The organism is Variovorax sp. YR752, assembly GCF_943372545.1.
This window is the reverse complement of sequence record NZ_CALRZC010000136.1, coordinates 1-22,511: the sequence shown is the minus strand read 5'-3', so window position 1 is coordinate 22,511 and position 22,511 is coordinate 1. Positions and strand designations below refer to the sequence as shown.

Sequence of the window (22,511 nt, the reverse complement as noted above, 5' to 3'; positions counted from 1 at the left end):
GGCGTAGTCGTGCTTCAGGTAGTGGCGCCGAACGCGGCTGCCGGCCAGCACATGGTTCTGGCAGCGGTCGATCACGTCGGGCATCACGCCCAGCGCCTGCATCATCGTCGCGCCGGTGCGGCGCAGATCGTGCGGCGTCCACTCGCCGTTCTCGCCGCCCGACAGCACCAGGCTGTTGTCGTTGCGCCGGTTGCGCAGCGCCTTGCGCTGCTTGAAGCGGTGCTGGCGGTCGCCGACCTGCTTGCTCACCGACTTCACGTCCACGTGGGATTCGCCGTCGCGGCCCGGGAAGCACCAGCGCGTCTTGCCGGTGCGTGCCTGCAGCGCGCGGAACTGGCGAAGCGCGAAGGGCGACAGGTAGACGAAGTGATCGCGCTTCTTGCCGCGCGAGCCCTTCACGTTCTCCTTCGGCACGAACCAGGTGCCAGCCTCGAAGTCCACATGTCGCCACTCGGTCATCAGCAGTTCGCCAATACGAGAAAGTGTCGACAGGCACAGCCACAGCGCGGCCTGCGTCTCGGGCTCGACCGGGCGCACCGCGCGGCGCTTGTCGGGTGCGGCCTCGTAGTCGCGCGCCATTTGCTCGAAGCGGTCGCGCAGCTCGCGGATCTCGTCGTCGTTCAGCACGCGCGAGCGGATGTTGCTCAGGTCGTAGTCGGGATCGACGATCTTCTCGATCTCGACCAGCTCGGCGGGATTGCCGTCCTGCAGCAGGCGGCGCCAGGGCTGGCGCTTCTCGGCCCAGCGGAACATCTGCTTGATGTTGCGATGGACCTCCACCGCGGTGCGGTTGACGCCGCGGGCCACCAGCGCGCGGAGCACGCCGCGCACGTCGTGCTCGGTCACCAGGCGCACGGGCTTGGCGCCGAGCGTGGGCAGCACGTCCCGCTCGAACGATCGCTTGAGTGCTGCGTTGCTGTCCCGGCGCAGCACACCGTCGCGGATCCACTGGTCGTAGAGGTCCTGCACCGAGGCGTCCTCGGCGCGGCGACGTTCCTCGGCCGCGAGCGTGGCCTTGACCTGCTCGCGCGCCTCGATGCGGTCTGCCTCGCGCTTGGCATTGGGGTCGAGGCCGCGCTTGAGCGTCTCGCGGGCCTCGTCGCGTGCCCGCCGGATGGTGTCGAGCGACGACATCGGCCAGTTGCCGCAGTAGTGCCAGGCCTTCTTGCCTTCGCGCTTGTACTCGTAGCGGAAGTGCACGCGCGGCGTGCTGTCGCCGGCGATGAAGCGCACCGCGCCGACGAGCCCGTCGCCGTCGCGCAGCGCGTCGCCGCGCCAGTCCGGCGGGATGGCTTTCAACTCCGCCACGGTCCACTTCCGACCGCGGCCCGACTTGGGGTAGCGGGTCATCTCGAACCTTACGGGGGGTCCACCCAGGGGTCCACCGGAAACGGGATTCTGCGGGCAGATCCGGGATGGGTTGAGATGAAGTGTAGAGACTAAGTTATTGATCTACAAAGGACTTTACAGTCCCTGGAGATCCCGGGAAGTCCCGTCTTAATGCGCTACGAACCAAGGGGTCGTGGGTTCGAATCCTGCCAGCCGCGCCAAAATTTCGGTTCTAGATCAACGGGTCAGAAGCTTCGGCTTCTAGCCCGTTTTTCTTTGTTGGGTGTTGACGCTCACCCGGAACTGACCCGGCGTGCTCGTTCAATACTGAACCACCCCTGAAGGCTGCTTGATGGAGCCTTGTTCTGTGGATGTCTCTGTGTTCTTGGGTTTGGGGTTCAGTCCTTTCCTTGGTTGAGTGGTCGGTCGGGTTCTGGCCGCAGTGGTGGGTGAGCCGATCCAGCAGGGCGGTGGTCATCTCAGCGTCGCCGAAGACACTGGCCCACTCGCCGAAGCTCAGGTTGGTGGTGATGACCGCACGTGAAGACGCCATCCGCCAGGTACTGGACTTGGTCCAGTCCGGGCGAGCGCCCAAGCGAATCGCATTGACCCCGGTCAACTTCTGAACCGAAGTTTCCCGGCGTAGTTCTTCAGAGCTATGTCCACGCTGCGCGGCATCGTTCTTCTGCCGTGGAGCGCGTAGCCACCGTGCGGATGTTCACGGGGGCCGTGCCGGCGGACAGTCTCGTCAAACCCAAGACGAGTGCTATCCATGGCCACCACCACAACCCCCATCCCACGCCAGGCGTGGTCCGTGCTGATCGTCAGCACCATCGCCTTCACCGTCTGCTTCATGGTGTGGATGATGTTCGGCGTCATCGGCATCCCGCTGAAGAAGACGCTGGGGCTCAATGCGACCGAGTTCGGCCTGCTGACGGCCACGCCTGTTCTGACCGGTTCGTTGATTCGCGTGCCGCTGGGCATCTGGACCGACCGCTACGGCGGTCGCATCGTGATGACCCTGCTGATGGCCGCGACCGTGCCCGCCATCTGGCTGATGGCCTACGCCACCGAGTACTGGCACTTCCTCGCCATCGGGCTCTTTGTCGGCCTGGCCGGCGGGTCCTTCTCGGTGGGTACGCCCTACGTGGCGCGCTGGTTTCCCAAGGCCCGCCAAGGCATGGCGATGGGTGTGTACGGCGCTGGCAACTCCGGCTCCGCCGTCAACAAGTTCGCCGCGCCGGTGCTGCTGGCCATCGGTGGCTGGACGCTGGTGCCGCAGGTGTACGCCGCAGTGATGCTGGGCACGGTCATCCTGTTCTGGCTGGGCAGCAGCAGCGACCCGAAGCACCTGGTGCCGTCGAACGTCAAGTTCAGCGATCAGCTTCGCATGCTGAAGGATCCCAAGGTGCTGAAGTACTGCCAGTACTACAGCATCGTCTTCGGCGGCTACGTGGCGCTGGCGCTGTGGATGGTGCAGTACTACGTCGGCGAGTTCGGCTTGTCGATCCAGACGGCAGCACTGCTGGCGGCCTGCTTCTCGCTGCCTGGCGGCGTGCTGCGTGCCGTGGGCGGCGTGCTGTCCGACAAGTACGGCGCGCACCAGGTCACCTGGTGGGTGCTGTGGGTCAGCTGGGTGTGCCTGTTCCTGCTCAGCTACCCGCAGACCGACTTCACCGTGCTGACCGTCAATGGCCCGCGCACCTTCCACCTCGGCCTGAACGTCTACGCCTTCACCGGGCTGATGTTCATCCTCGGCATCGCCTGGGCCTTCGGCAAGGCCAGTGTCTTCAAGTACATCGGCGACGACTACCCCACCAACATCGGCACCGTCAGCGGCATCGTCGGCCTCGCCGGGGGCCTGGGCGGTTTCGTGCTGCCGATCCTGTTCGGTGCGCTGATGGACCTCACCGGCATCCGCTCCAGCGCCTTCATGCTGATGTACGGCGTGGTCTGGGTCTCGCTGATCTGGATGTACTGGACCGAGGTGCGCAAGACCGAAATGATGGGCCGCAACGCGCCGGCATCGCCGCTGTCGCGCAGCTTCGCGCGCTGAAGGCACAAGGAGAACATGCGATGAGTGCCACCACGACAGCGGGCTCCAAGTCCGCTCTGAACCAGACCAACGGCCCGGACATCGCCGATTGGCGCCCGGAGGACGACCCGTTCTGGGAATCCACCGGCAAGAAGATCGCCTACCGCAATCTCTGGATCTCGGTGCCCGCGCTGCTGTGCGGCTTCGCGGTCTGGGGCATGTGGGGGATCATCACCGTGCAGATGCTCAACCTGGGCTTCCCCTTCACCCAGGCCGAGCTGTTCACGCTGACGGCGATCGCCGGCATCTCGGGTGCGACCATGCGCATCCCGGCGTCGTTCCTCATCCGCCTGGCCGGCGGGCGCAACACCATCTTCCTGACCACGGCCATGCTGCTGGCGCCAGCGATCGGCACCGGCATCGTGCTGCAGCACAAGGACTGGCCGCTGTGGGCATTCCAGCTGATGGCGCTGTGGTCGGGTGTGGGCGGCGGCAACTTCGCCAGCTCGATGTCCAACATCAGCACGTTCTTCCCCAAGCGGCTGCAAGGCACGGCGCTGGGGCTGAACGCGGGGCTGGGCAACTTCGGCGTGACGACGATGCAGGTCGTCATCCCGCTGGTGATGACGGTGGGCCTGTTCGGCGCCTTCGGCGGCGAGCCGATGACGCTGGTGAAGGACAGCGGCTGGATCTTCGGCAAGATCGCCGCCGGCACGCCCACCTGGGTGCAGAACGCCGGCTTTGCCTGGGTGCTGTCGCTGGTGCCGCTGTCGGTGTTGTGCTGGTGGGGGATGAACAACCTGAAGACAGTGTCACCGTCCACGGGCAGTCCGATCGTCGCGTTCGCCAAGATCACCTACCTGTACACGCTGGCCTTCGTGCCCGCGATCTTCATGCTCTACCTGTACCTGCCCAAGCCCACCGGCCTGGGGCTGCTGAGCATGTGGGTCGCCATCCCGCTGGACGTGCTGCTGGCCCTGGGCATGATGAAGCTGGCCGCCTTCGGCGAGATGAAGGAGGGCGTGAAGAAGCAGTTCGCGATCTTCGGCAACAAGCACACCTGGTCGCTGACCGCGCTGTACATCGTCACCTTCGGTTCGTTCATCGGCTTCTCGATGGCGCTGCCGCTGGCCATCACGGTGATCTTCGGCTTCCAGCACATCCCCGATGCGAACGGCGTGATGCAGCACGCGCTGAAGAACCCGAACGCACCGTCGGCGCTGACCTATGCGTGGATCGGCCCCTTTGTCGGTGCCGCCGTGCGCCCGCTCGGTGGCTGGATCTCCGACAAGGTTGGGGGATCCATCGTCACCCAGGTCATCTCGGTGGTGATGGCGGTGGCTTCGGTGTGGGTCGGCTACGTGATGATGCAGGCCTACGGGTCGGCCACGCCCGAACAGTACTTCCCGATGTTCCTGGGGCTGTTCATGGTGCTGTTCTTCGCCAGCGGCATCGGCAACGGCAGCACCTTCCGCACCATCGGCGTCATCTTCGACCGCACCCAGGCCGGCCCGGTGCTGGGCTGGACTTCGGCGATCGCCGCCTACGGTGCCTTCATTGCGCCGGTGGTCATCGGCACGCAGATCAAGGCCGGCACGCCGCAGTACGCGATGTACGGTTTCGCGGTCTTCTATGCCGCCTGCCTGGTGCTGAACTGGTGGTTCTATCTGCGTGGCAATGCCTACGTGAAGAACCCCTGAATCTGGCCGACGCATCCGAGCACAGCCATCGCCCACGCCATGACCGGCATGACGATCATTCGGCACTGGAACCCCGAGGATCCCAGCTTCTGGGACCACTCCGGTCGCGGGGTGGCCAGGCGCAACCTGTGGTTGTCGGTGCCGGCGCTGGCGCTGGCCTTCGCGGTGTGGATGCTCTGGTCGGTGGTGGTGGTGCACCTGCCGGCGGCAGGATTTCGCTACAGCACCAACCAGCTGTTCTGGCTGACGGCGCTGCCCGCCTTGTGCGGTGCCACGCTGCGCATCTTCTACGCCTTCGCGGTGCCGATGATCGGCGGCCGCCGTTTCACCACGCTGGCCACAGCCAGCCTGCTGCTGCCCGCCATCGGCATCGGCGTGGCTGTGCAGGACCCGAGCACCCCCTTCGAGTGGATGGTGGTGCTGGCCCTGCTGTGCGGCCTGGGCGGGGGCAACTTCGCCAGCTCGATGGCCAACATCAGCTTCTTCTTCCCGAGTGCCCGCCAGGGCTATGCGTTGGGCCTGAACGCTGGACTGGGGCATCTGGGGGTGGCGTTGGTTCAACTGCTGGTGCCGCTGGCCATCAGCGCCGGCCTGTTCGGGGTGTTCAACGGGCCTGCGCAGCAGACGCCGCAAGGCCCGATGTGGCTGCAGAACGCGGGCTTCATCTGGGTGCCGATGATCCTGGCCAGTACGGCGGCGGCCTGGTTCGGCATGGACGACCTCGCGGACACCCGTGCCGGCATGGCCGAGCAGGCCGTGATCTTCACGCGCAAGCACAACTGGCTGATGTGCTGGCTGTACCTGGGCACCTTCGGCAGCTTCATCGGCTTTTCTGCCAGCTTGCCGATGCTGGCGCAAAGTGAGTTTCAGCGGGCCGATGCGCTGCACCTGGTGTGGCTGGGCCCGCTGATCGGAGCCGTGCTGCGCCCGTTGGGGGGCCGGATGGCCGATCACTGGGGCGGCGCACGCGTGACCTTCTGGATCTTCGTGGCGATGGCGCTCGCCGCCGCGGTGGCGCTGCTGTGCTTGCCGGCGACGCACAGCGCCGGCCCACAGGATCGGGAAGGCCACTTCATCGGCTTCCTGGCGGCCTTCGGGGTGTTGTTTGCCGCATCGGGCATCGGCAACGGCAGCACCTTCCGGATGATCTCCAGTCTCTTCGTGGCCGAGCGGGTCAGGCGGGCCGAAGGCCTGCCGTCGGCGCAGACGCTCGCCGCCAAGGAGGGCGCTGTCGAAGCGGCAGCGGCCCTCGGCTTTGCCAGCGCCATTGGCGCCTACGGTGGCTTCTTCATCCCCAAGAGCGTGGGTTCTTCGCTCGCGATGACGGGCAGCGCATCGGCTGCGCTGGCGATGTTCATCGTGTTCTACCTCTCCTGCATTGCATTGACCTGGTGGGCCTACAGCCGCCGCAACGCGCCCTATCCCTGCTGACTTCACCTGCTGACCTCTGCACGCGGACGACATCTTCCAAGGACGACAACATGAGCCACTTTCTGGATCGACTCACCCACTTCTCGCTGCCCAAGGAGACCTTCGCAGGTGACCATGGACTGACCACCGGCGAAGACCGCACCTGGGAAGACGCGTATCGCAACCGCTGGGCGCACGACAAGATCGTGCGCAGCACGCACGGCGTGAACTGCACGGGCAGCTGCAGCTGGAAGATCTACGTCAAGGGCGGCATCGTCACCTGGGAGACGCAGCAGACCGACTACCCGCGCACACGCTGGGACATGCCCAACCACGAGCCGCGCGGCTGCGCCCGCGGCGCCAGCTACAGCTGGTACCTGTACAGCGCCAATCGCGTGAAGTACCCGATGGTGCGTGGACGCCTGCTGGAGCGTTGGCGTGCTGCGTTGAAGACCGCCAAGACACCGGTGGATGCGTGGGCGACCATCGTCGAGAACCCCGAGGCACGCCGTGACTACCAGAAGGTGCGCGGCATGGGCGGCTTCGTGCGCAGCAGCTGGGACGAGGTCAACCAGATCATCGCCGCGTCCAACGTCTACACCATCAAGAAGCACGGCCCTGACCGTGTCGTCGGCTTCTCGCCGATCCCGGCGATGAGCATGGTGAGCTATGCCGCCGGCAGTCGCTACCTCAGCCTGATCGGCGGCGTGTGCATGAGCTTCTACGACTGGTACTGCGACCTGCCGCCGGCCAGCCCGCAGGTGTGGGGCGAGCAGACCGACGTGCCCGAGTCGGCCGACTGGTACAACAGCACCTACATCATGGCCTGGGGCAGCAACGTGCCGCAGACCCGCACCCCCGATGCGCACTTCTTCACCGAGGTGCGCTACAAGGGCGCGAAGACGGTGGCGATCACGCCCGACTACAGCGAGGTGGCCAAGCTCGCCGACATCTGGCTGCACCCCAAGCAGGGCACCGATGCCGCGCTGGCCATGGCGATGGGCCATGTCGCGCTCAACGAGTTCTACTTCAAGCAGCGCAGCCCGTACTTCGACGACTACGCGCGCCGCTACACCGACCTGCCGCTGCTGGTGATGCTCAAGGAGCACACCCTGCCCGACGGCAGCAAGACCCTGGTGCCCGACCGTTACCTGCGCGCGTCGGACTTCAACGGCAAGCTCGGCCAGCAGAACAACCCCGAGTGGAAGACGGTCGCCTTCGACACCGCCGGCCGGGCCGTGCTGCCCAACGGCAGCATCGGCTTCCGCTGGACACCCGAAGGCGGCGTCGACCAGGGCAAGTGGAACCTCGAGAACAAGGAGGCGCGCCATGGTGCCGAGGTGACGCTGAAGCTGTCGGTGCTGGAAGACGGCGCGCAGGCCCATGACGTGGTCAGCGTCGGCCTGCCGTACTTCGGTGGCGTGACGACGCCCCACTTCAAGTCCAACGTGCAGAACGGCGAGGTCAACTTCGTCAAGGTGCCGGCCGTGCGCCTGCGCCTGGGCAAGGAAGGCGACCACCGTGAGGCCCTGGTGGCCACCGTGTTCGACCTGCAGGTCGCGCAGTACGGCATCGACCGCGGCCTGGGCAGCGGCGCGAAGAGCTACGACGACGATGCCGCCTACACGCCGGCCTGGGCCGAGAGCATCACCGGCACGCCGCGCGACCAGATCATCACCGTGGCGCGCCAGTTCGCCGAGAACGCGCACAAGACGCATGGCAAGTCGATGGTGATCATCGGCGCGGCGATGAACCACTGGTACCACGCCGACATGAACTACCGCGGCGTCATCAACCTGCTGATGATGTGCGGCTGCATCGGCCAGAGCGGTGGCGGCTGGGCGCACTACGTGGGCCAGGAGAAGCTGCGCCCGCAGACCGGCTGGACGGCGCTGGCCTTCGCACTGGACTGGATCCGCCCGCCGCGGCAGATGAACAGCACCAGCTTCTTCTATGCCCACACCGACCAGTGGCGCTACGAGAAGCTGGGCATGGAGGAGATCGTCTCGCCGCTGGCCGACAAGGCGCTGTATGCCGGCAGCATGATCGACTACAACGTGCGCGCCGAACGCATGGGCTGGCTGCCCAGCGCGCCGCAGCTCAAGACCAACCCGATGCAGGTGGTGAAGGACGCCAGTGCTGCCGGCATGGACGCCAAGGACTATGTCGTCAAGGCGCTGAAGGACGGCACGCTGCAGATGAGCTGCGAAGACCCCGACGCACCGCAGAACTGGCCGCGCGTGCTGTTTGTCTGGCGCAGCAACCTTCTGGGCTCGTCGGGCAAGGGCCACGAGTACTTCTGCAAGCACCTGCTGGGCACCGAGAACGGCATCCAGGGCAAGGACCTCGGCAAGGACGACGCCAAGCCGAGCGAGGTGAAGTGGCACGAAGAAGGCCCGGTCGGCAAGCTCGACCTGGTGGTGACGCTGGACTTCCGCATGAGCACCACCTGCCTGTACTCAGACATCGTGCTGCCCACGGCCAGCTGGTACGAGAAGAACGACCTCAACACCAGCGACATGCACCCCTTCATCCACCCGCTGAGCGCGGCGGTGGACCCGGTGTGGCAGAGCCGCAGCGACTGGGAGATCTACAAGGGCTTCGCGAAGACCTTCAGCGAAGTCTGCGTCGGCCACCTGGGTGTGGAGAAGGAGGTCGTGCTCACGCCCATCATGCACGACACAGCGGGCGAGATCGCCCAGCCGTTCGACGTGAAGGAATGGAAGAAGGGCCAGTGCGAGCTGATTCCCGGCAAGACCGCGCCGCAGATCGCCGTGGTGGAACGCGACTACCCGAACGTGTTCAAGCGCTTCACCGCCCTCGGCCCCTTGATGGACAAGCTGGGCAACGGCGGCAAGGGCATCGGCTGGAAGACCGGCACCGAGGTCGAGCAGCTCGGTCAGCTCAATGGCAAGACGCTCGCCGAAGGCGTCTCCAAGGGCATGCCGAAGATCGTCACCGACATCGACGCCTGCGAGGTCATCCTGCAGCTGGCCCCCGAGACCAACGGCCATGTGGCGGTGAAGGCCTGGGAGGCGCTGGGCAAGCAGACCGGACGCGACCACACGCACCTGGCGCTGTACCGCGAGGACGAGAAGATCCGCTACCGCGACGTGCAGGCCCAGCCGCGCAAGATCATCAGCAGCCCGACCTGGAGCGGCATCGAGAGCGAGACCGTCAGCTACAACGCCGGCTACACCAACGTTCACGAGCTGATCCCCTGGCGCACGCTGACAGGCCGCCAGCAGTTCTACCTGGATCACCCCTGGGTGATCGCCTTCGGCGAGGGTTTCAGCAGCTACCGCCCGCCGGTGGACCTGAAGACGACGTCGGGCATCCACAACATCAAGCCGAACGGCAACAAGGAGATCCTGCTCAACTTCATCACGCCGCACCAGAAGTGGGGCATCCACAGCACCTACAGCGACAACCTGCTGATGCTGACGCTCAACCGCGGCGGCCCGGTGGTGTGGCTGAGCGAGGACGACGCCAGGCGCTCGGGCATCGAGGACAACGACTGGGTCGAGGTCTTCAACATCAACGGCGCCATCGCGGCGCGTGCGGTGGTCAGCCAGCGCGTGAACCCCGGCATGCTGCTGATGTACCACGCGCAGGAGAAGATCATCAACACTCCGGGGGCGCAGATCACCGGTGTGCGCGGTGGCATTCACAACAGCGTGACGCGCATCGTGCTCAAGCCGACGCACATGATCGGCGGCTACGCGCAGTTCAGCTACGGCTTCAACTACTACGGAACCATCGGCACCAACCGCGACGAATTCGTCGTCGTTCGCAAGATGTCCAAGGTCGACTGGCTGGACACCCCCGCCGACGACCACCTTGCCGCGGCCTACCAGGGCCAGGGCGAGAACCCGTGAACCAGCCGATCAGACGAGGAGCAAGAACATGAAAGTACGTGCACAGATCGGCATGGTGCTGAACCTGGACAAGTGCATCGGTTGCCACACCTGCAGCGTGACCTGCAAGAACGTGTGGACCAGCCGGCCCGGGGTCGAGTACGCCTGGTTCAACAACGTCGAGACCAAGCCCGGCATCGGCTATCCGAAGGAATGGGAGAACCAGGACAAGTGGAACGGCGGCTGGATCCGCAAGGCCGATGGCAGCATCGTGCCGCGCCAGGGCGGCAAGTGGCAGCTGCTGATGAAGATCTTCGCCAACCCCAACCTGCCGCAGATCGACGACTACTACGAGCCCTTCACCTTCGACTACGACCACCTGCAGTCGGCGCCCGAGATGCAGCACGCGCCGACCGCCCGGCCGCGCAGCCTGATCACCGGCAAGCGGATGGAGAAGATCGAGTGGGGGCCGAACTGGGAAGAGATCCTGGGCGGCGAGTTCAGCAAGCGCAGCAAGGACCAGAACTTCGAGGACATCCAGAAGGACATCTACGGCCAGTTCGAGAACACCTTCATGATGTACCTGCCCAGGCTGTGCGAGCACTGCCTGAACCCGGCTTGTGTGGCGAGCTGCCCTTCGGGCTCCATCTACAAGCGCGAGGAAGACGGCATCGTCCTGATCGACCAGGACAAGTGCCGTGGCTGGCGCATGTGCGTCAGCGGCTGCCCGTACAAGAAGATCTACTACAACTGGAAGAGCGGCAAGGCCGAGAAGTGCATCTTCTGCTACCCACGCATCGAGGCCGGCCAGCCCACGGTGTGCAGCGAAACCTGCGTGGGCCGCATCCGCTACCTGGGCGTGCTGCTCTACGACGCCGACCGCATCCAGGAGGCCGCCAGCGTCGAGCACGACAAGGACCTGTACCAGGCGCAACTCGACATCTTCCTCGACCCGAACGACCCCAAGGTCATCGCCCAGGCCAGGCTCGACGGCATCCCCGACAACTGGATGGACGCGGCGCGCAACAGCCCCGTCTACAAGATGGCGGTGGAATGGAAGGTGGCGCTGCCGCTGCACCCCGAGTACCGCACGCTGCCGATGGTCTGGTATGTGCCGCCGCTGTCGCCCATCACGGCCGCGGCCAATGCGGGCCATGTCGGCACCAATGGCGAGATCCCGGACGTCAACCAGCTTCGCATCCCGGTCAAGTACCTGGCCAACCTGCTGACGGCCGGCGATACCGCGCCGGTGGTGCGGGCACTGGAGCGCATGCTGGCGATGCGCGCCTACCAGCGCGCCAAGCATGTTGACGGCGCGGCCAACCACGCCGCCATCGACCAGGTGAAGCTGAGCGTGAACGAGGTGGAAGAGATGTACCGCGTGATGGCGATCGCCAACTACGAAGACCGCTTCGTCATCCCGACCACGCACCGCGAGTACGCCGAGAACGCATTCAACGTGCGAGGCGGCTGCGGCTTCAGCTTCGGCAACGGCTGCAGCGAAGGGGTCAGCGAGACCAGCCTGTTCGGCAGCGAGAAGAAGCGCACCATTCCCATCAAGGCGGGGGTCTGACATGAGCTTCTTCAACACCACCCCGGTGTCGGCCACCATGACGCTGCGCGTGCTGGCCCACCTGCTGAGCTACCCCGACGCCGAGCTGCGCTCCCACCTGCCGGAGCTGCAGTCGGCTCTGCACGACGAAGGCGCGCTCAGCCCGGCGCGGCTGGCGGAACTGGACGCGCTCATCACCCGCCTGGCACGGCGCCGCCCGCTGGACGTCGAGGCCGATCACGTCGAGCTCTTCGACCGCGGCCGCGGCACCGCGCTGCATCTGTTCGAGCACGTGCACGGCGACAGCCGCGACCGCGGCCCGGCCATGGTGGACCTGTGCCAGACCTACGAGGCCGCCGGTCTCTTTCTCGCGCCGGGCGAACTGCCCGACCACCTGCCGGTGGTGCTGCAGTACGCGTCGACCCAGCCGCCGACGCAGGCCAAGGCCTTCCTGGGCGAGATCGCGCACATCCTGCAGGTGATCTTCAGCGCGCTGCTGCGACGCGAAGCCGCCCATGCCTGCGTGCTGGCCGCGCTGCTCGACCTCGCCGGCGAGAAGGCGCAGGCCGTGGCCGTTCCGCCAGAGCCCACGCTGGACGAGAGCTGGGCCGAGCTGGATGCCGAATGGGCAGAGCCCATGGCCTTCGACGGCTGTTCCACCCAGGGTCAGGCGCGGCCCGGGCAGCCGCAACCGATACAGATCGTGCGCCCCCCAGTGCGCACCGCCAGCCACGTCACGCCGGGAGCGTCCGCATGAACACCCTCCACAACTTCGCCTTCAACGTCTACCCTTACCTCTGCCTGGCCGTGTTCTTCATGGGCAGCCTGGCCCGTTTCGACCGCGACCAGTACACCTGGAAGAGCGACAGTTCGCAGCTGCTGCGCAAGGCTCAGCTGCGCTGGGGCAGCAACCTGTTCCACGGCGGCATCCTGTTCCTGTTCTTCGGCCACCTGTTCGGGCAGCTCACGCCGCACTGGTTGTACGAGATCTTCGTCACCGCCTCGCAGAAGCAGTTGCTGGCCGTGGTGGCCGGCGGCGTCGCCGGCGGTCTGTGCTTCGTCGGGCTGACCTTGCTGCTGCACCGCCGCCTGTTCGACCCGCGCATCCGCCTGACCAGCCACCGCACCGACATCGCCATCCTCGTCATCCTGTGGGTGCAGCTGGTCATCGGCTTGTCGACGCTGCCTGCTTCGTTGCACCACGTGTCCGATCCGCAGACCATGCTGCGGCTGGCCGAGTACCTGCAGGGCATCGTGCTGATGCAGCCCAATGCCGCGCTGGTGGCCGGCGTGGAATGGCACTTCCAGGCGCACATGCTGCTGGGCATGACGATCTTCCTGCTGTTCCCGTTCAGCCGCCTGGTGCATGTGTGGAGCGGCTTCGGCACGCTGGCCTATCTGGTGCGTCCCTACCAGATGGTGCGGGCCCGCCGGCTGAACGTGCCGGCGCGTCAGAACCAGCCGCGCCGTGCCGGCTGACCGCGCGCCCCCCCCCGCTTCTCAAGGCCCAGACCATGAACACGTCCACATCCGTTCTCCCCCAGGTCAATGGCGTCGTGCTGTCCTATCCCAACGAAGAGCTGTCGACCGAAGTGCTCAGGCAGCGCGCGTGCGCCGAACTGCTGCGCCAGGCGGCGATCCAGGCGGGCCTGCTGGCGGTCGACGATCCGCTGCCCCTGGGCGGCGCCATGACCGAGGCGGCCAGCGCCGCCATCGAAGCCCTGCTCGACCGCGAACTGCACGTCCCCGACCCTTCCGAAGAAGCCTTGCGCCGGCATCACGCGGCCCAGCGCGGTCGCTACGCCGTCGGCGAGCGTGCACAGCTGCGCCATGTGCTGTTTGCAGTCACGCCCGGCGTGGATGTCAACGCACTGCGGCAACGTGCCGAGGCCTGCCTGCTGGATGTTCGTTGCGCTTCGCCCGGTGGAGAAGACCGCTTTGCCGCAGCGGCAGCTTCCACGTCCAACTGTCCCAGTGGCGCCGACGGCGGTGCCTTGGGCTGGCTGACGACCGACGACTGCGCGCCCGAGTTCGCGAGCGAGATCTTCGGCAAACCCGAGGTCGGCGTCCTGCCGCGTCTGGTGCACAGCCGCTTCGGGCTGCATGTGGTGGAAGTGCTGGCGCGGCAACCCGGCGCGGAGCCTGCGTTCGAGGCGGTGAAGTCGGCCGTGGCGCAAGGCCTTCGGCAACAGGCCTTCGCCACTGCGCTGCGGCAGTACCTGCAGTTGCTCGCCGGTGAGGCCACGCTGATCGGCGTGGACCTGGAGGCGGCGGCGTCGCCACTGGTCCAGTAGCTCCGTCCCGAGGCGCCAGGCCATGCCCGACGAACTGCTGCAGCGCCTTCAGCGCTTCCAGACCGATGCCTTCCCGGCGCACCGCTCGCACTTCAGGCTGCTGGTCGACGACGGCCAGCACCCGATGACGCTGTTCATAGGCTGCAGCGATTCGCGCCTGGTGCCCTACCTGCTGACCGGCGCCGGCCCGGGCGAGCTGTTCCTGGTGCGCAACGTGGGCGCCTTCGTGCCGCCGCACGACCAGAGCCAGGGCTTTCACGGCACGGCAGCGGCCATCGAGTTCGCGGTGCTCAACCTGTCGGTCAAACGCATCGTGGTGTGCGGCCACAGCCACTGCGGTGCGATCCGGGCCCTGTATGGCGATGTCTCGCCGGCTGCCAAGCACCTGTCGCAATGGCTGGAACTCGGGCGCGAAGCGGCCTTGCCCGTGGCCGAACCGGGGCCCGACGTGCTGCGGCGCACCGAGCAGCGCGCCGTGGTGTTGCAGCTGGAGCGGCTGATGGACTACCCGATGGTGCGGGAACGTGTCGAAGCCGGCACGCTGGCCTTGCACGGGTGGCACTACGTGATCGAAGACGGCGAGGTCCATGTCTTCGATGTGCAGCGTGGCGGCTTCGTGCCGGCGGCGCAGGCCGACAACGCCGGCACCGGACCTTATCGGCCGCACCACGCCGAGGCGCAGCGGGATGACGATTCCACCCGCCTGTGAAGCGGGCGGCCGATCGATCAACCCGATGCGGTCAGCCTGGTTCGCTCAGCCCAGTTGAACGGCTTCGCCCTGGCGGGCGAACGGAATCATGCCGCCCAGGTTGCCGGACTTCACCGCCTCCACCATGCGCGTGAGCGCGGCTTCCACCTGGGCCGGCGCGGGGGGCTGCCGGCCCTGGCCGGACAAGGCCGCAGCGAAGACCAAGGCCCAGTCCTGGCCCATGGACGAGGCCTCGGCCTGCAACGCGGCGAAGTCCTTCAACTCGGCCGGATCCTTGTCCACGCACATCAAGGGTGCCAGCTCACCGGACTCGCCCGCCGCGAAGCGGGCCCGTTGTTCGGCCGTGGCGTCCGCAGGCAGGCTCGCGGAGGCAAACACCAGCAGGAGACGCTGCGCGTCGGGTTGCTGACGAGCGGCGGCCAGCAGGTGATCGAAGTGACTGATGTCCATGCCCGCGAGCTTAATCGCTTCCATCGAAGTGCCTGAAGTCGCTGTCCGGCACGCGCATCTCGGGTCGGCGAGCATCGGCCTCCAGTACAGTGCGCGCATGCCCCGTTCATGGAGCCTTTCCGCCAAGCTGGGTGCCATTGGCAGCGCCTTGTTGCTGATGGCGTTCTCCTCCATCGGTCTGACGCTGTGGGTGACTTGGCAGCTGGAGGGCGGTGCCGCTGCAGTCAACGAAGCCGGCCGCATGCGCATGCAGACCTGGCGCCTGGCGCAGTCGCTGGTCCGCGCGGACGCTCGGCAGATCGCAGGGCTGGTGGCCCAGTTCGATCAAAGCGTGAGCGTGTTGCGCACGGGTGATCCCGCGCGCCCGCTGTTCGTCCCGCCTGACGACGAGTCACAGCAGGCCTTCGCCGCTGTGCAGCGCGACTGGGCCATGCTCAAGGCGACCTGGAGTGTCTTGCCGGGACCGGGTGCTGACCTGTCGGCGCAACAGGCCGATGCATTCGTGGCCCGCATCGACACCTTCGTCTCGGCCATCGAGCATCACCTGTCCCGGCTGACAGCCATCTTGAACGCCGTGCAGTTCGTGATGGTGGCGCTGACCATCGGCAGTGCGGTCGCCTTGCTGTACTCGGCCTACCTGTTCATCTTCAACCCGCTGTCCAGGCTGCAGGCCGGGCTGTCCCGGGTGGAAGCCGGCGATCTGGGCGCGCGCGTCGACCCGAGCGCCAACGACGAATTCGGCGCACTCGCGGCAGGCTTCAACCGCATGGCCGAGACACTGCAGGGCCTGTACCAGAACCTCGAGTTCAAGGTGCGGGAGAAGACGGAGCGCCTGGAGGCCCAGCGTGCGCGCCTCGCGGCCTTGTACGAGTCGGCCGCGTTCGTGGCGCGCGCCGATACGCTGGAATCGCTGGCGCAGGGCATTGCCAGGCAGGTGCGTCAGGTGGCGCGCGCCGACGCCTCGGCAGTGCGCTGGTCCGACGAGGCCAACCGCAAGTACCTGCTGTTGGCGTCGGACTGCCTGCCGCAGGCGGTGGTCGATGAAGAGCTGTGCATACCCACGGGCGATTGCCTGTGCGGCCAACCGCAGGGCGGCGCGATGACGCGGGTGATCCCTATCCAGCCGGACGGCCCCGCGTCGCGGCTCGGCCACTGTGCCCTCGAGGGGTTCCAGACAGTCATCAGCGTGCCCGTCAGCCTGCACGAGCGCATGGTGGGCGAGCTCAACCTGTTCTACCGCGAACCCAGGGCACTGTCCGACGACGACCGTGCCCTGCTGGAGACGATTGCCAGCCACCTGGCGGGCGCCATCGAGGGCCTGCGCGCAGCCGCCCTGCAGCGCGAGACCGCCGTGGCCGAGGAGCGCAGCTTCATCGCGCGCGAGCTGCACGACTCCATCGCCCAGAGCCTGGCCTTCCTGAAGATCCAGCTCGGCCTGCTGCGCAGCGACATCAAGAGCGGCGACGCCGCGCGCATCGAGAAGACCCTGGGCGAACTGGATGCCGGCGTCCACGAGAGCCTGGGCGACGTGCGTGAACTGCTGGTGCACTTCCGCACTCGCACCAACAGCGAAGACATCGCCCCCGCCTTGAAGACCACGCTGCAGAAGTTCGAGCACCAGACCGGCCTGGCGACCCATCTGGACATCGAGGGTGACGGCATGCCGCTGCCGGCCGACGTGCAGGTGCAGGTGCTGCACGTGGTGCAGGAGGCCTTGTCGAACGTGCGCAAGCATGCGCAGGCGCGCGAGGTGTGGGTGGAAGTGCAGCAGACGCCGCAGTGGCGCGTGGAGGTGCGTGACGACGGCTGCGGCTTCGACCCCGACGGCGCCGGCCCCGACGAAACCCATGTGGGCCTGCGCATCATGCGCGAGCGGGCGCAGAACATCGGCGCCACGGTGGAGGTGGCCTCGGTGCCGGGCTCGGGCACCTGCGTGGTGCTGAAACTGCCGGAACGCCTGGGGCTGGCGGCATGACCGGCGCACCGCCCATCCGCGTGCTGGTGGTCGACGACCACACGCTGTTCCGTCGTGGGCTGATTTCACTCCTGGCCGGCGACGCCCGTTTCCAGGTGGTGGCCGAGGCCGGCGACGCCAACGAAGCGCACCAGCGCGCCGCGCAGACGCAGCCCGACGTGATCCTGCTTGACAACCACATGCCCGGCGTCAACGGTGTCGATGCGCTGGCCGGGTTCAAGGCCCTGGCGCCCCGGGCGCGGGTCCTGATGCTGACGGTCAGCGAGGACGAGCGAGACCTGGCGGCCGCCTTGCGCGGCGGTGCGTGCGGCTACCTGCTCAAGACCATGGACAGCGAGATGCTGGCCTCGGCCATCCAGCGCACGATGGCGGGTGAATCCGTCGTCAGCCCCGAGATGACCAGCAAGCTGGTGAGTGCGTTCCAGGCGGGGCAGGGCGCGGCCTCGCCACCGCCCCCGGCCGTCGATACCGACCCCATTCACAGCCTGTCGCCGCGAGAGCGCGAGATCCTGGCCCTGATCGCCAAGGGCGCCAGCAACAAGGAAGTGGCACGTGACCTGAACATCGCCGAAGCCACGGTGAAGATCCACGTGCAGCATATCCTGCGCAAGCTGAATCTCAGTTCGCGTGTGCAGGCGGCGGTGTACCTGGCGGGGCGGCCCTGATGAACTTCATGCGTGAGGTGGGCTCGTTGCGGTGACGCCCCGCCGGGTGCGCATGGCCAGGCCGATGCGGTCCAGTTCCACGTCACTCAGCAAGCGGGCCGCCATGGGCAGCAATTCGGCTTCCTCGCGGGCGATGTGCTGCTCGTACAGCTGCACGAAGCCCAGTACGTCGGCGTCGGCCAGCGTTGCAGCGGCGCCTTCGGCGATGTGCAACAACCGCTGGCGCAAAACGGCCCAGCGTTGTTCCAGCCGACGGTGATCACTGCACAGCGATGCGGTCAGCTCGCGCAGACACACCGCATCGGAGCCGGCCATGGACTCCAGCAGGGCGGGAAACAGATCCTGCTCCTCGTCCTCGTGGTGGTGGCGCGCTGCCGTGTCGAAGTACCGTATGACGGCACGGGCTGCTTCTTGCGCCGGGCGGTCCGCTCCGTGCGTCTGCAGGTGGGTGGCCAGGCGCAGCAGGGTTTCGCACTGCTGCTGCACGCGCCCATGGCAGGCGGCCAGCATCTCCAGGGGCACTTCGAAGCCGACGGCAGGGGCGCTGTGGCCGGGAAGGGCAAGGGCCATGGTGAGTTGCTCCAGTCCGACTTCAGGCGCCGCGACCCGGGCGCGCGGCTCGCCGCGGGGTGGGTGCGGCCACCACCGCAGCGAGCTTGCGGCTCGCCGGTGATCTGATGGACTGGCTGCCTGCCGGCGACAGGCCTGATGTCATGTCCGCCAGCGTGGCGCCGTCCAGGGCCTTGAAGTAGCCCGCCAGCGCTTCTTCGAAGAGGTGCTTCAGCCGGCAACTCGGCGACAGCGTGCAGGCGTTGGTGGCGGCATCGAAACACTCCACCAGCCGGAAGTCGGTTTCCGTGGCGCGCACCACATCGCCGATGCGGATGGTGTCAGGCTCGGCCAGCAGCCGCAGGCCGCCGCCGCGACCTCGGGTGGTTTCGATCAGGCCCTGGCGAGCCAGGTCGTTGACGACCTTCATCAGATGGTTCTTCGACACCCCGTGCCGTTCGGCCAGCTCGCCGATCGTCACCAGCCGGTCCCGGTGCGCCGCGCAGTACATCAGCACCCGCAGGGTGTAGTCGGTGTATTCGGACAAGCGCATGGCGTTCCTTAAAGATGCACGCAGTGTATTGCTTTAAGGGGCGGGAGTCATTAACATGCATGCATGCTGCATCTTTCGGTGGACAGTTCGAGTCGCAGGTACCGGGGTGGGCGCCCTCAGCCATGAAGGAGCCGTCGCCCGCCATTGCCTTGGTACCGCAGCGGGGTGTCCCAGGCCCCGGGGCGGCTGCTGCGAGCGCGAACTTTGCATTGCCCGGCTGGCCGCTGTTCCGGTTGGGGTTTCGGCCGTTCTACTTGGGCGCAGCCGCGTTCGCCCTGTTCGCGGTCCCGTACTGGCTTGCGGGCCTCTTGGGGTTGGTGGAATTGCCTTCGACGATGCCGCCGCTGCTGTGGCACGCCCACGAGATGCTGTACGGCTTTGCCGTGGCGGTGATCGTCGGTTCCCTGCTGACGGCCGGCAAGGCCTGGACGGGATTGGCCACGCCGCGCGGCGCCACGCTGGCTGCGATGGCGGGGCTATGGCTGGCGGCACGGCTCTCGGCCGTCTGGGCGCCCTACGCGGTCTATGCCCTGCTGGACCTATCGTTGCTGCCGTGGGTGGCCTTCGTGCTGATCCGCGTGTTGTTGAGAGCAGGCAATCGGCGCAACCTGCCGCTCGGCGCGATCCTCATGCTGCTGGCGACGGCCAACCTCATGTTCCACGCTGCCGTGACGGGCTGGCTGAACATCGATCCGCTGCGTGCACTGCACGCCGGCCTGGCGCTGATCGTGATGATCGAATGCGTGATCGCGGGGCGTGTGATTCCGGCCTTCACCATGTCGGCGCTTCCCGGCCGGAAGTTGCAGGCGCCGCCCTGGCTCGAGCGCGCCGCGCTCGCTGCAACGGCCCTGTCGCTGGCGGCCTGGGTGCTGCTGCCGGCCAACCCGATCACGGCCACCGGATTCGCCGCGGCCGGCCTGCTGCATGCCGCACGGCTGTGGCATTGGCAGCCCTGGCGTACCGCGGCGCGCCCCATTCTGTGGGTGCTTCACGCGGCCTACGCCTGGATACCCGGCGGACTCGTGCTGCTGTCGTGGGCGCAGTTGGGCGGCGTGGCCGCCTCGGTCGGCATTCACGCCCTGGCGGTAGGCGCCACTGGCGGGCTCATCGTCGGCATGATCACCCGCACTGCCAGGGGGCACACAGGTCGTCCGCTGAAGGTGTCGCGGCTGGAGGTGGCCGCCTATCTGCTGGTGGCTGGTGCTGCCGTCGCCCGGGTGCTGTTGCCCTTGGCGATGCCGGCGCACACGGCGGACTGGCTGGTGGTGGCCGCAGCCGCCTGGTCAATCGCTTTCGCGCTGTACCTGTGGCTCTTCACTCCCTGGCTGCTCAGCCACCGTCTGGATGGCAAGGACGGCTGAAAGACCCTGGCCATTTCGCACGGCTCACTCTCGTCTGGTCACTCTCCCATCAACTTCCGTTCCCTGACCGCACCCCCGGCACGCCCTCTGTCGCACGCCCAGGTGTCCACTTCTCCTCCGAAAGGCTCACATGACTGCTCCCCTGACTCAACCCACCTGCGAACTGGATCTGCGGACCATCCCGCCGCGCGAGCGTCACCCGCTGATCTTCGGTCGCTTCGATGCCCTGGCCGCCGGCCAGTCGCTGCAGCTCGTGAACGACCACAACCCGCAGCCCCTGCGCTACCAGTTCGAGGACCGGGCCTTCGGACAGTTCGAGTGGACCGCGCTGGAAGCCGGCCCGGCGGTCTGGCGCATCCAGATCACCCGCGTTGCCGACGCCGCGGTGCCGTCCGCTGGCGTCAAGGGTGACTCCTGCTGTTCGGGCGGTGCCTGCTGCGGCTGAACCTGCGCCTGACCTCCGATGACCTTCGTCGTCACCGAAGCCTGCATCCGGTGCAAGTACACGGACTGCGTCGACGTCTGTCCCGTCGACGCGTTTCGCGAAGGCCCGAACTTCCTGGTCATCGACCCGGACGAATGTATCGACTGCGCGGTCTGTGTTCCGGAGTGCCCGGTGAATGCCATCTTTGCCGAGGAAGACGTGCCGTCCGATCAGCGGCACTTCACCCCGCTGAACGCCGAGCTGTCGCGCGAGTGGAAGCCCATCACGAAGACCAAGCTGGCGCTGCCGGATGCCGAAGCGTGGAGCAAGATCGAACACAAGCTCAACGAGCTGAAGCGGTGATGGCGCCGATGCGATGTGACCGTTCGGCCGGCGGCGCGCCCTGAGCATGGCGAAGTCCAGAAGGATCATCCCCATCGCGGCGGCATCGGGCGCCGGCGACGACAGCGCGCAGTACCTGTCGATGTACCAGAAGCAGGCGACGATCTACCCGCGTGCGGTGACGGGCTGGTTCGCGACGTGGCGCTGGGTCTTCGTGTGGTTGACGCAGTTGCTGTTCTACGGCGCGCCCTGGCTGCAATGGGGCGGCCGCCAGGCCGTGCTGTTCGACCTGGAGGCCCAGCGCTTCTACATCTTCGGCCTGCTGCTCTATCCGCAGGACCTGATCTTCCTGGCCGCACTGCTGGTGTTGTCCGCCATGGCTCTGTTCTTCTTCACTGCCGTGGCGGGCCGGCTGTGGTGCGGCTACACCTGCCCACAAACGGTCTACACCGAGATCTTCATGTGGTCTGAGCGCGTGATCGAGGGTGACCGCATTGCGCGCATGAGGCTGGACCAGGCGCCCTGGGGCTTGAGCAAGATCCTGCGCAAGGGCGCCAAGCAGGGGGTGTGGTTGGGCATCGCGCTGATCACCGGCTTCAGCTTCGTCGGCTACTTCACGCCGATCCGGGAACTGACCGCCGCCGCTGCAGCCTGGGACATGTCGGCCTGGAACGCCTTCTGGGTGCTGTTCTATGGCGCCGCCACCTACGGCAATGCGGGCTTTCTTCGCGAGCAGATGTGCAAGTACATGTGCCCCTACGCGCGTTTCCAGAGCGCCCTGATCGACAAGGACTCGCTGATCATCACCTACGATGCCGGGCGCGGGGATCCCCGCGGCTCGCGTTCGAAGAAGGCAACCGCCTCGACGCACGGCCTGGGCGACTGCATCGACTGCACCTTGTGCGTGCAGGTCTGCCCGACCGGCATCGACATCCGCGACGGGCTGCAGAACGAGTGCATCGGCTGCGCGGCGTGCATCGACGTCTGCAACGACGTGATGGACAAGATGGGCTACGCCACGGGGCTGATCCGCTACTCCACCGAGAACGGTGTCGTGAACGGCTGGACCAGGCTGCAGATGTTCAAGCGCGCGCTGCGGCCGCGCGTGCTGATCTACGGGGCCGTTCTCTGCGCGGCGAGCATCGCCTTCGCAGCCAGCGTGGCGATGCGCAGCCCCTTCAAGTTCGATGTCGTCAAGGACCGCGGAGCACTGGCCCGTGTGGTCGACGAGGGCGCGGTCGAGAACGTCTACCGGATCCAGATCATGAACCGTACCGAGGCCACGCAGACCTATCGGATCACTGCC

19 protein-coding genes and 1 pseudogene are annotated in these 22,511 nt (G+C 66.8%); 15 read left to right on the top strand and 5 right to left on the bottom strand.

Features of this window, described 5'->3' with window-relative positions; translation table 11 throughout:
* Positions 1-1,350, bottom strand: a 1,350-nt coding sequence (locus AAG801_RS26235) for a tyrosine-type recombinase/integrase (protein ID WP_341891015.1), incomplete at its 3' end; no start/stop codon positions are given.
* Positions 1,351-1,768: 418 nt separating this feature from the next.
* A pseudogene (locus AAG801_RS26230) lies at positions 1,769-1,864 on the bottom strand (ATP-binding protein); the annotation flags it as partial.
* A 237-nt stretch (positions 1,865-2,101) separates the two neighbouring features.
* On the opposite strand from AAG801_RS26230, the gene AAG801_RS26225 reads away from it, so the two are divergent.
* The 9 genes from AAG801_RS26225 to AAG801_RS26185 are packed head-to-tail and all read left to right on the top strand — an operon-like array spanning position 2,102 to position 14,886.
* On the top strand, positions 2,102-3,385 hold the full coding sequence (locus AAG801_RS26225) for a nitrate/nitrite transporter (protein WP_341891014.1): 1,284 nt from the start codon (positions 2,102-2,104) through the stop codon (positions 3,383-3,385).
* Positions 3,386-3,405: 20 nt separating this feature from the next.
* Positions 3,406-5,064: an MFS transporter gene (locus tag AAG801_RS26220; RefSeq protein ID WP_341891013.1), complete on the top strand. Its 1,659-nt coding sequence runs from the start codon at positions 3,406-3,408 to the stop codon at positions 5,062-5,064.
* A 39-nt stretch (positions 5,065-5,103) separates the two neighbouring features.
* Positions 5,104-6,495: an MFS transporter gene (locus tag AAG801_RS26215; RefSeq protein ID WP_341891012.1), complete on the top strand. Its 1,392-nt coding sequence runs from the start codon at positions 5,104-5,106 to the stop codon at positions 6,493-6,495.
* Positions 6,496-6,545: 50 nt separating this feature from the next.
* The gene (locus AAG801_RS26210) at positions 6,546-10,352 is read left to right on the top strand and encodes a nitrate reductase subunit alpha (protein WP_341891011.1); all 3,807 of its coding nucleotides are present in this window, start codon (positions 6,546-6,548) and stop codon (positions 10,350-10,352) included.
* Positions 10,353-10,380: 28 nt separating this feature from the next.
* Positions 10,381-11,904, top strand: a complete 1,524-nt coding sequence (gene narH / locus AAG801_RS26205) for a nitrate reductase subunit beta (protein WP_341891010.1) — start codon at positions 10,381-10,383, stop codon at positions 11,902-11,904.
* 1 nt (position 11,905) lies between these two features.
* The gene (narJ, locus tag AAG801_RS26200; RefSeq protein ID WP_341891009.1) at positions 11,906-12,640 is read left to right on the top strand and encodes a nitrate reductase molybdenum cofactor assembly chaperone; all 735 of its coding nucleotides are present in this window, start codon (positions 11,906-11,908) and stop codon (positions 12,638-12,640) included.
* Entirely contained in the window at positions 12,637-13,362 is a 726-nt protein-coding gene (gene narI / locus AAG801_RS26195; RefSeq protein WP_341891008.1) for a respiratory nitrate reductase subunit gamma, read from the top strand. The genes narJ and narI overlap by 4 nt, the downstream gene beginning before the upstream one ends.
* A gap of 35 nt (positions 13,363-13,397) precedes the next feature.
* Positions 13,398-14,177, top strand: a complete 780-nt coding sequence (locus AAG801_RS26190; protein ID WP_341891007.1) for a peptidylprolyl isomerase — start codon at positions 13,398-13,400, stop codon at positions 14,175-14,177.
* Positions 14,178-14,199: 22 nt separating this feature from the next.
* Positions 14,200-14,886, top strand: coding sequence for a carbonic anhydrase (locus AAG801_RS26185; RefSeq protein WP_341891006.1), 687 nt, complete (start codon positions 14,200-14,202; stop codon positions 14,884-14,886).
* A 45-nt stretch (positions 14,887-14,931) separates the two neighbouring features.
* On the opposite strand, the gene AAG801_RS26180 is transcribed toward AAG801_RS26185, so the two are convergent.
* Positions 14,932-15,336 carry a ribonucleotide reductase subunit alpha gene (locus tag AAG801_RS26180; RefSeq protein ID WP_341891016.1) on the bottom strand — a complete coding sequence of 135 codons (405 nt, stop codon included), beginning with the start codon at positions 15,334-15,336 and terminating at the stop codon, positions 14,932-14,934.
* A gap of 97 nt (positions 15,337-15,433) precedes the next feature.
* Here AAG801_RS26180 and AAG801_RS26175 point away from each other — a divergent pair, with 97 nt between their 5' ends.
* Together AAG801_RS26175 and AAG801_RS26170 are read left to right on the top strand one after the other, a co-directional pair.
* Positions 15,434-17,311: a type IV pili methyl-accepting chemotaxis transducer N-terminal domain-containing protein gene (locus AAG801_RS26175; protein ID WP_341891005.1), complete on the top strand. Its 1,878-nt coding sequence runs from the start codon at positions 15,434-15,436 to the stop codon at positions 17,309-17,311.
* Complete coding sequence (locus AAG801_RS26170) at positions 17,308-17,976, top strand: response regulator (RefSeq protein WP_341891004.1); 669 nt, start codon at positions 17,308-17,310, stop codon at positions 17,974-17,976. The genes AAG801_RS26175 and AAG801_RS26170 overlap by 4 nt, the downstream gene beginning before the upstream one ends.
* Positions 17,977-17,982: 6 nt before the next feature.
* On the opposite strand, the gene AAG801_RS26165 is transcribed toward AAG801_RS26170, so the two are convergent.
* Together AAG801_RS26165 and AAG801_RS26160 are read right to left on the bottom strand one after the other, a co-directional pair.
* Positions 17,983-18,546 carry a hemerythrin domain-containing protein gene (locus AAG801_RS26165; RefSeq protein WP_341891003.1) on the bottom strand — a complete coding sequence of 188 codons (564 nt, stop codon included), beginning with the start codon at positions 18,544-18,546 and terminating at the stop codon, positions 17,983-17,985.
* Between the two features lie 22 nt (positions 18,547-18,568).
* Complete coding sequence (locus AAG801_RS26160; protein WP_341891002.1) at positions 18,569-19,078, bottom strand: Rrf2 family transcriptional regulator; 510 nt, start codon at positions 19,076-19,078, stop codon at positions 18,569-18,571.
* 122 nt (positions 19,079-19,200) lie between these two features.
* On the opposite strand from AAG801_RS26160, the gene AAG801_RS26155 reads away from it, so the two are divergent.
* From AAG801_RS26155 to ccoG, 4 genes are all read left to right on the top strand, one after another.
* Complete coding sequence (locus AAG801_RS26155; RefSeq protein WP_341891001.1) at positions 19,201-20,439, top strand: NnrS family protein; 1,239 nt, start codon at positions 19,201-19,203, stop codon at positions 20,437-20,439.
* Between the two features lie 130 nt (positions 20,440-20,569).
* A complete protein-coding gene (locus tag AAG801_RS26150; RefSeq protein WP_341891000.1) occupies positions 20,570-20,884 on the top strand; it encodes a DUF2249 domain-containing protein in 315 nt (104 codons plus the stop codon).
* A gap of 18 nt (positions 20,885-20,902) precedes the next feature.
* On the top strand, positions 20,903-21,226 hold the full coding sequence (gene fdxA, locus AAG801_RS26145; protein WP_341890999.1) for a ferredoxin FdxA: 324 nt from the start codon (positions 20,903-20,905) through the stop codon (positions 21,224-21,226).
* 46 nt (positions 21,227-21,272) lie between these two features.
* Positions 21,273-22,511, top strand: a 1,239-nt coding sequence (ccoG, locus tag AAG801_RS26140; protein ID WP_341890998.1) for a cytochrome c oxidase accessory protein CcoG, incomplete at its 3' end; no start/stop codon positions are given.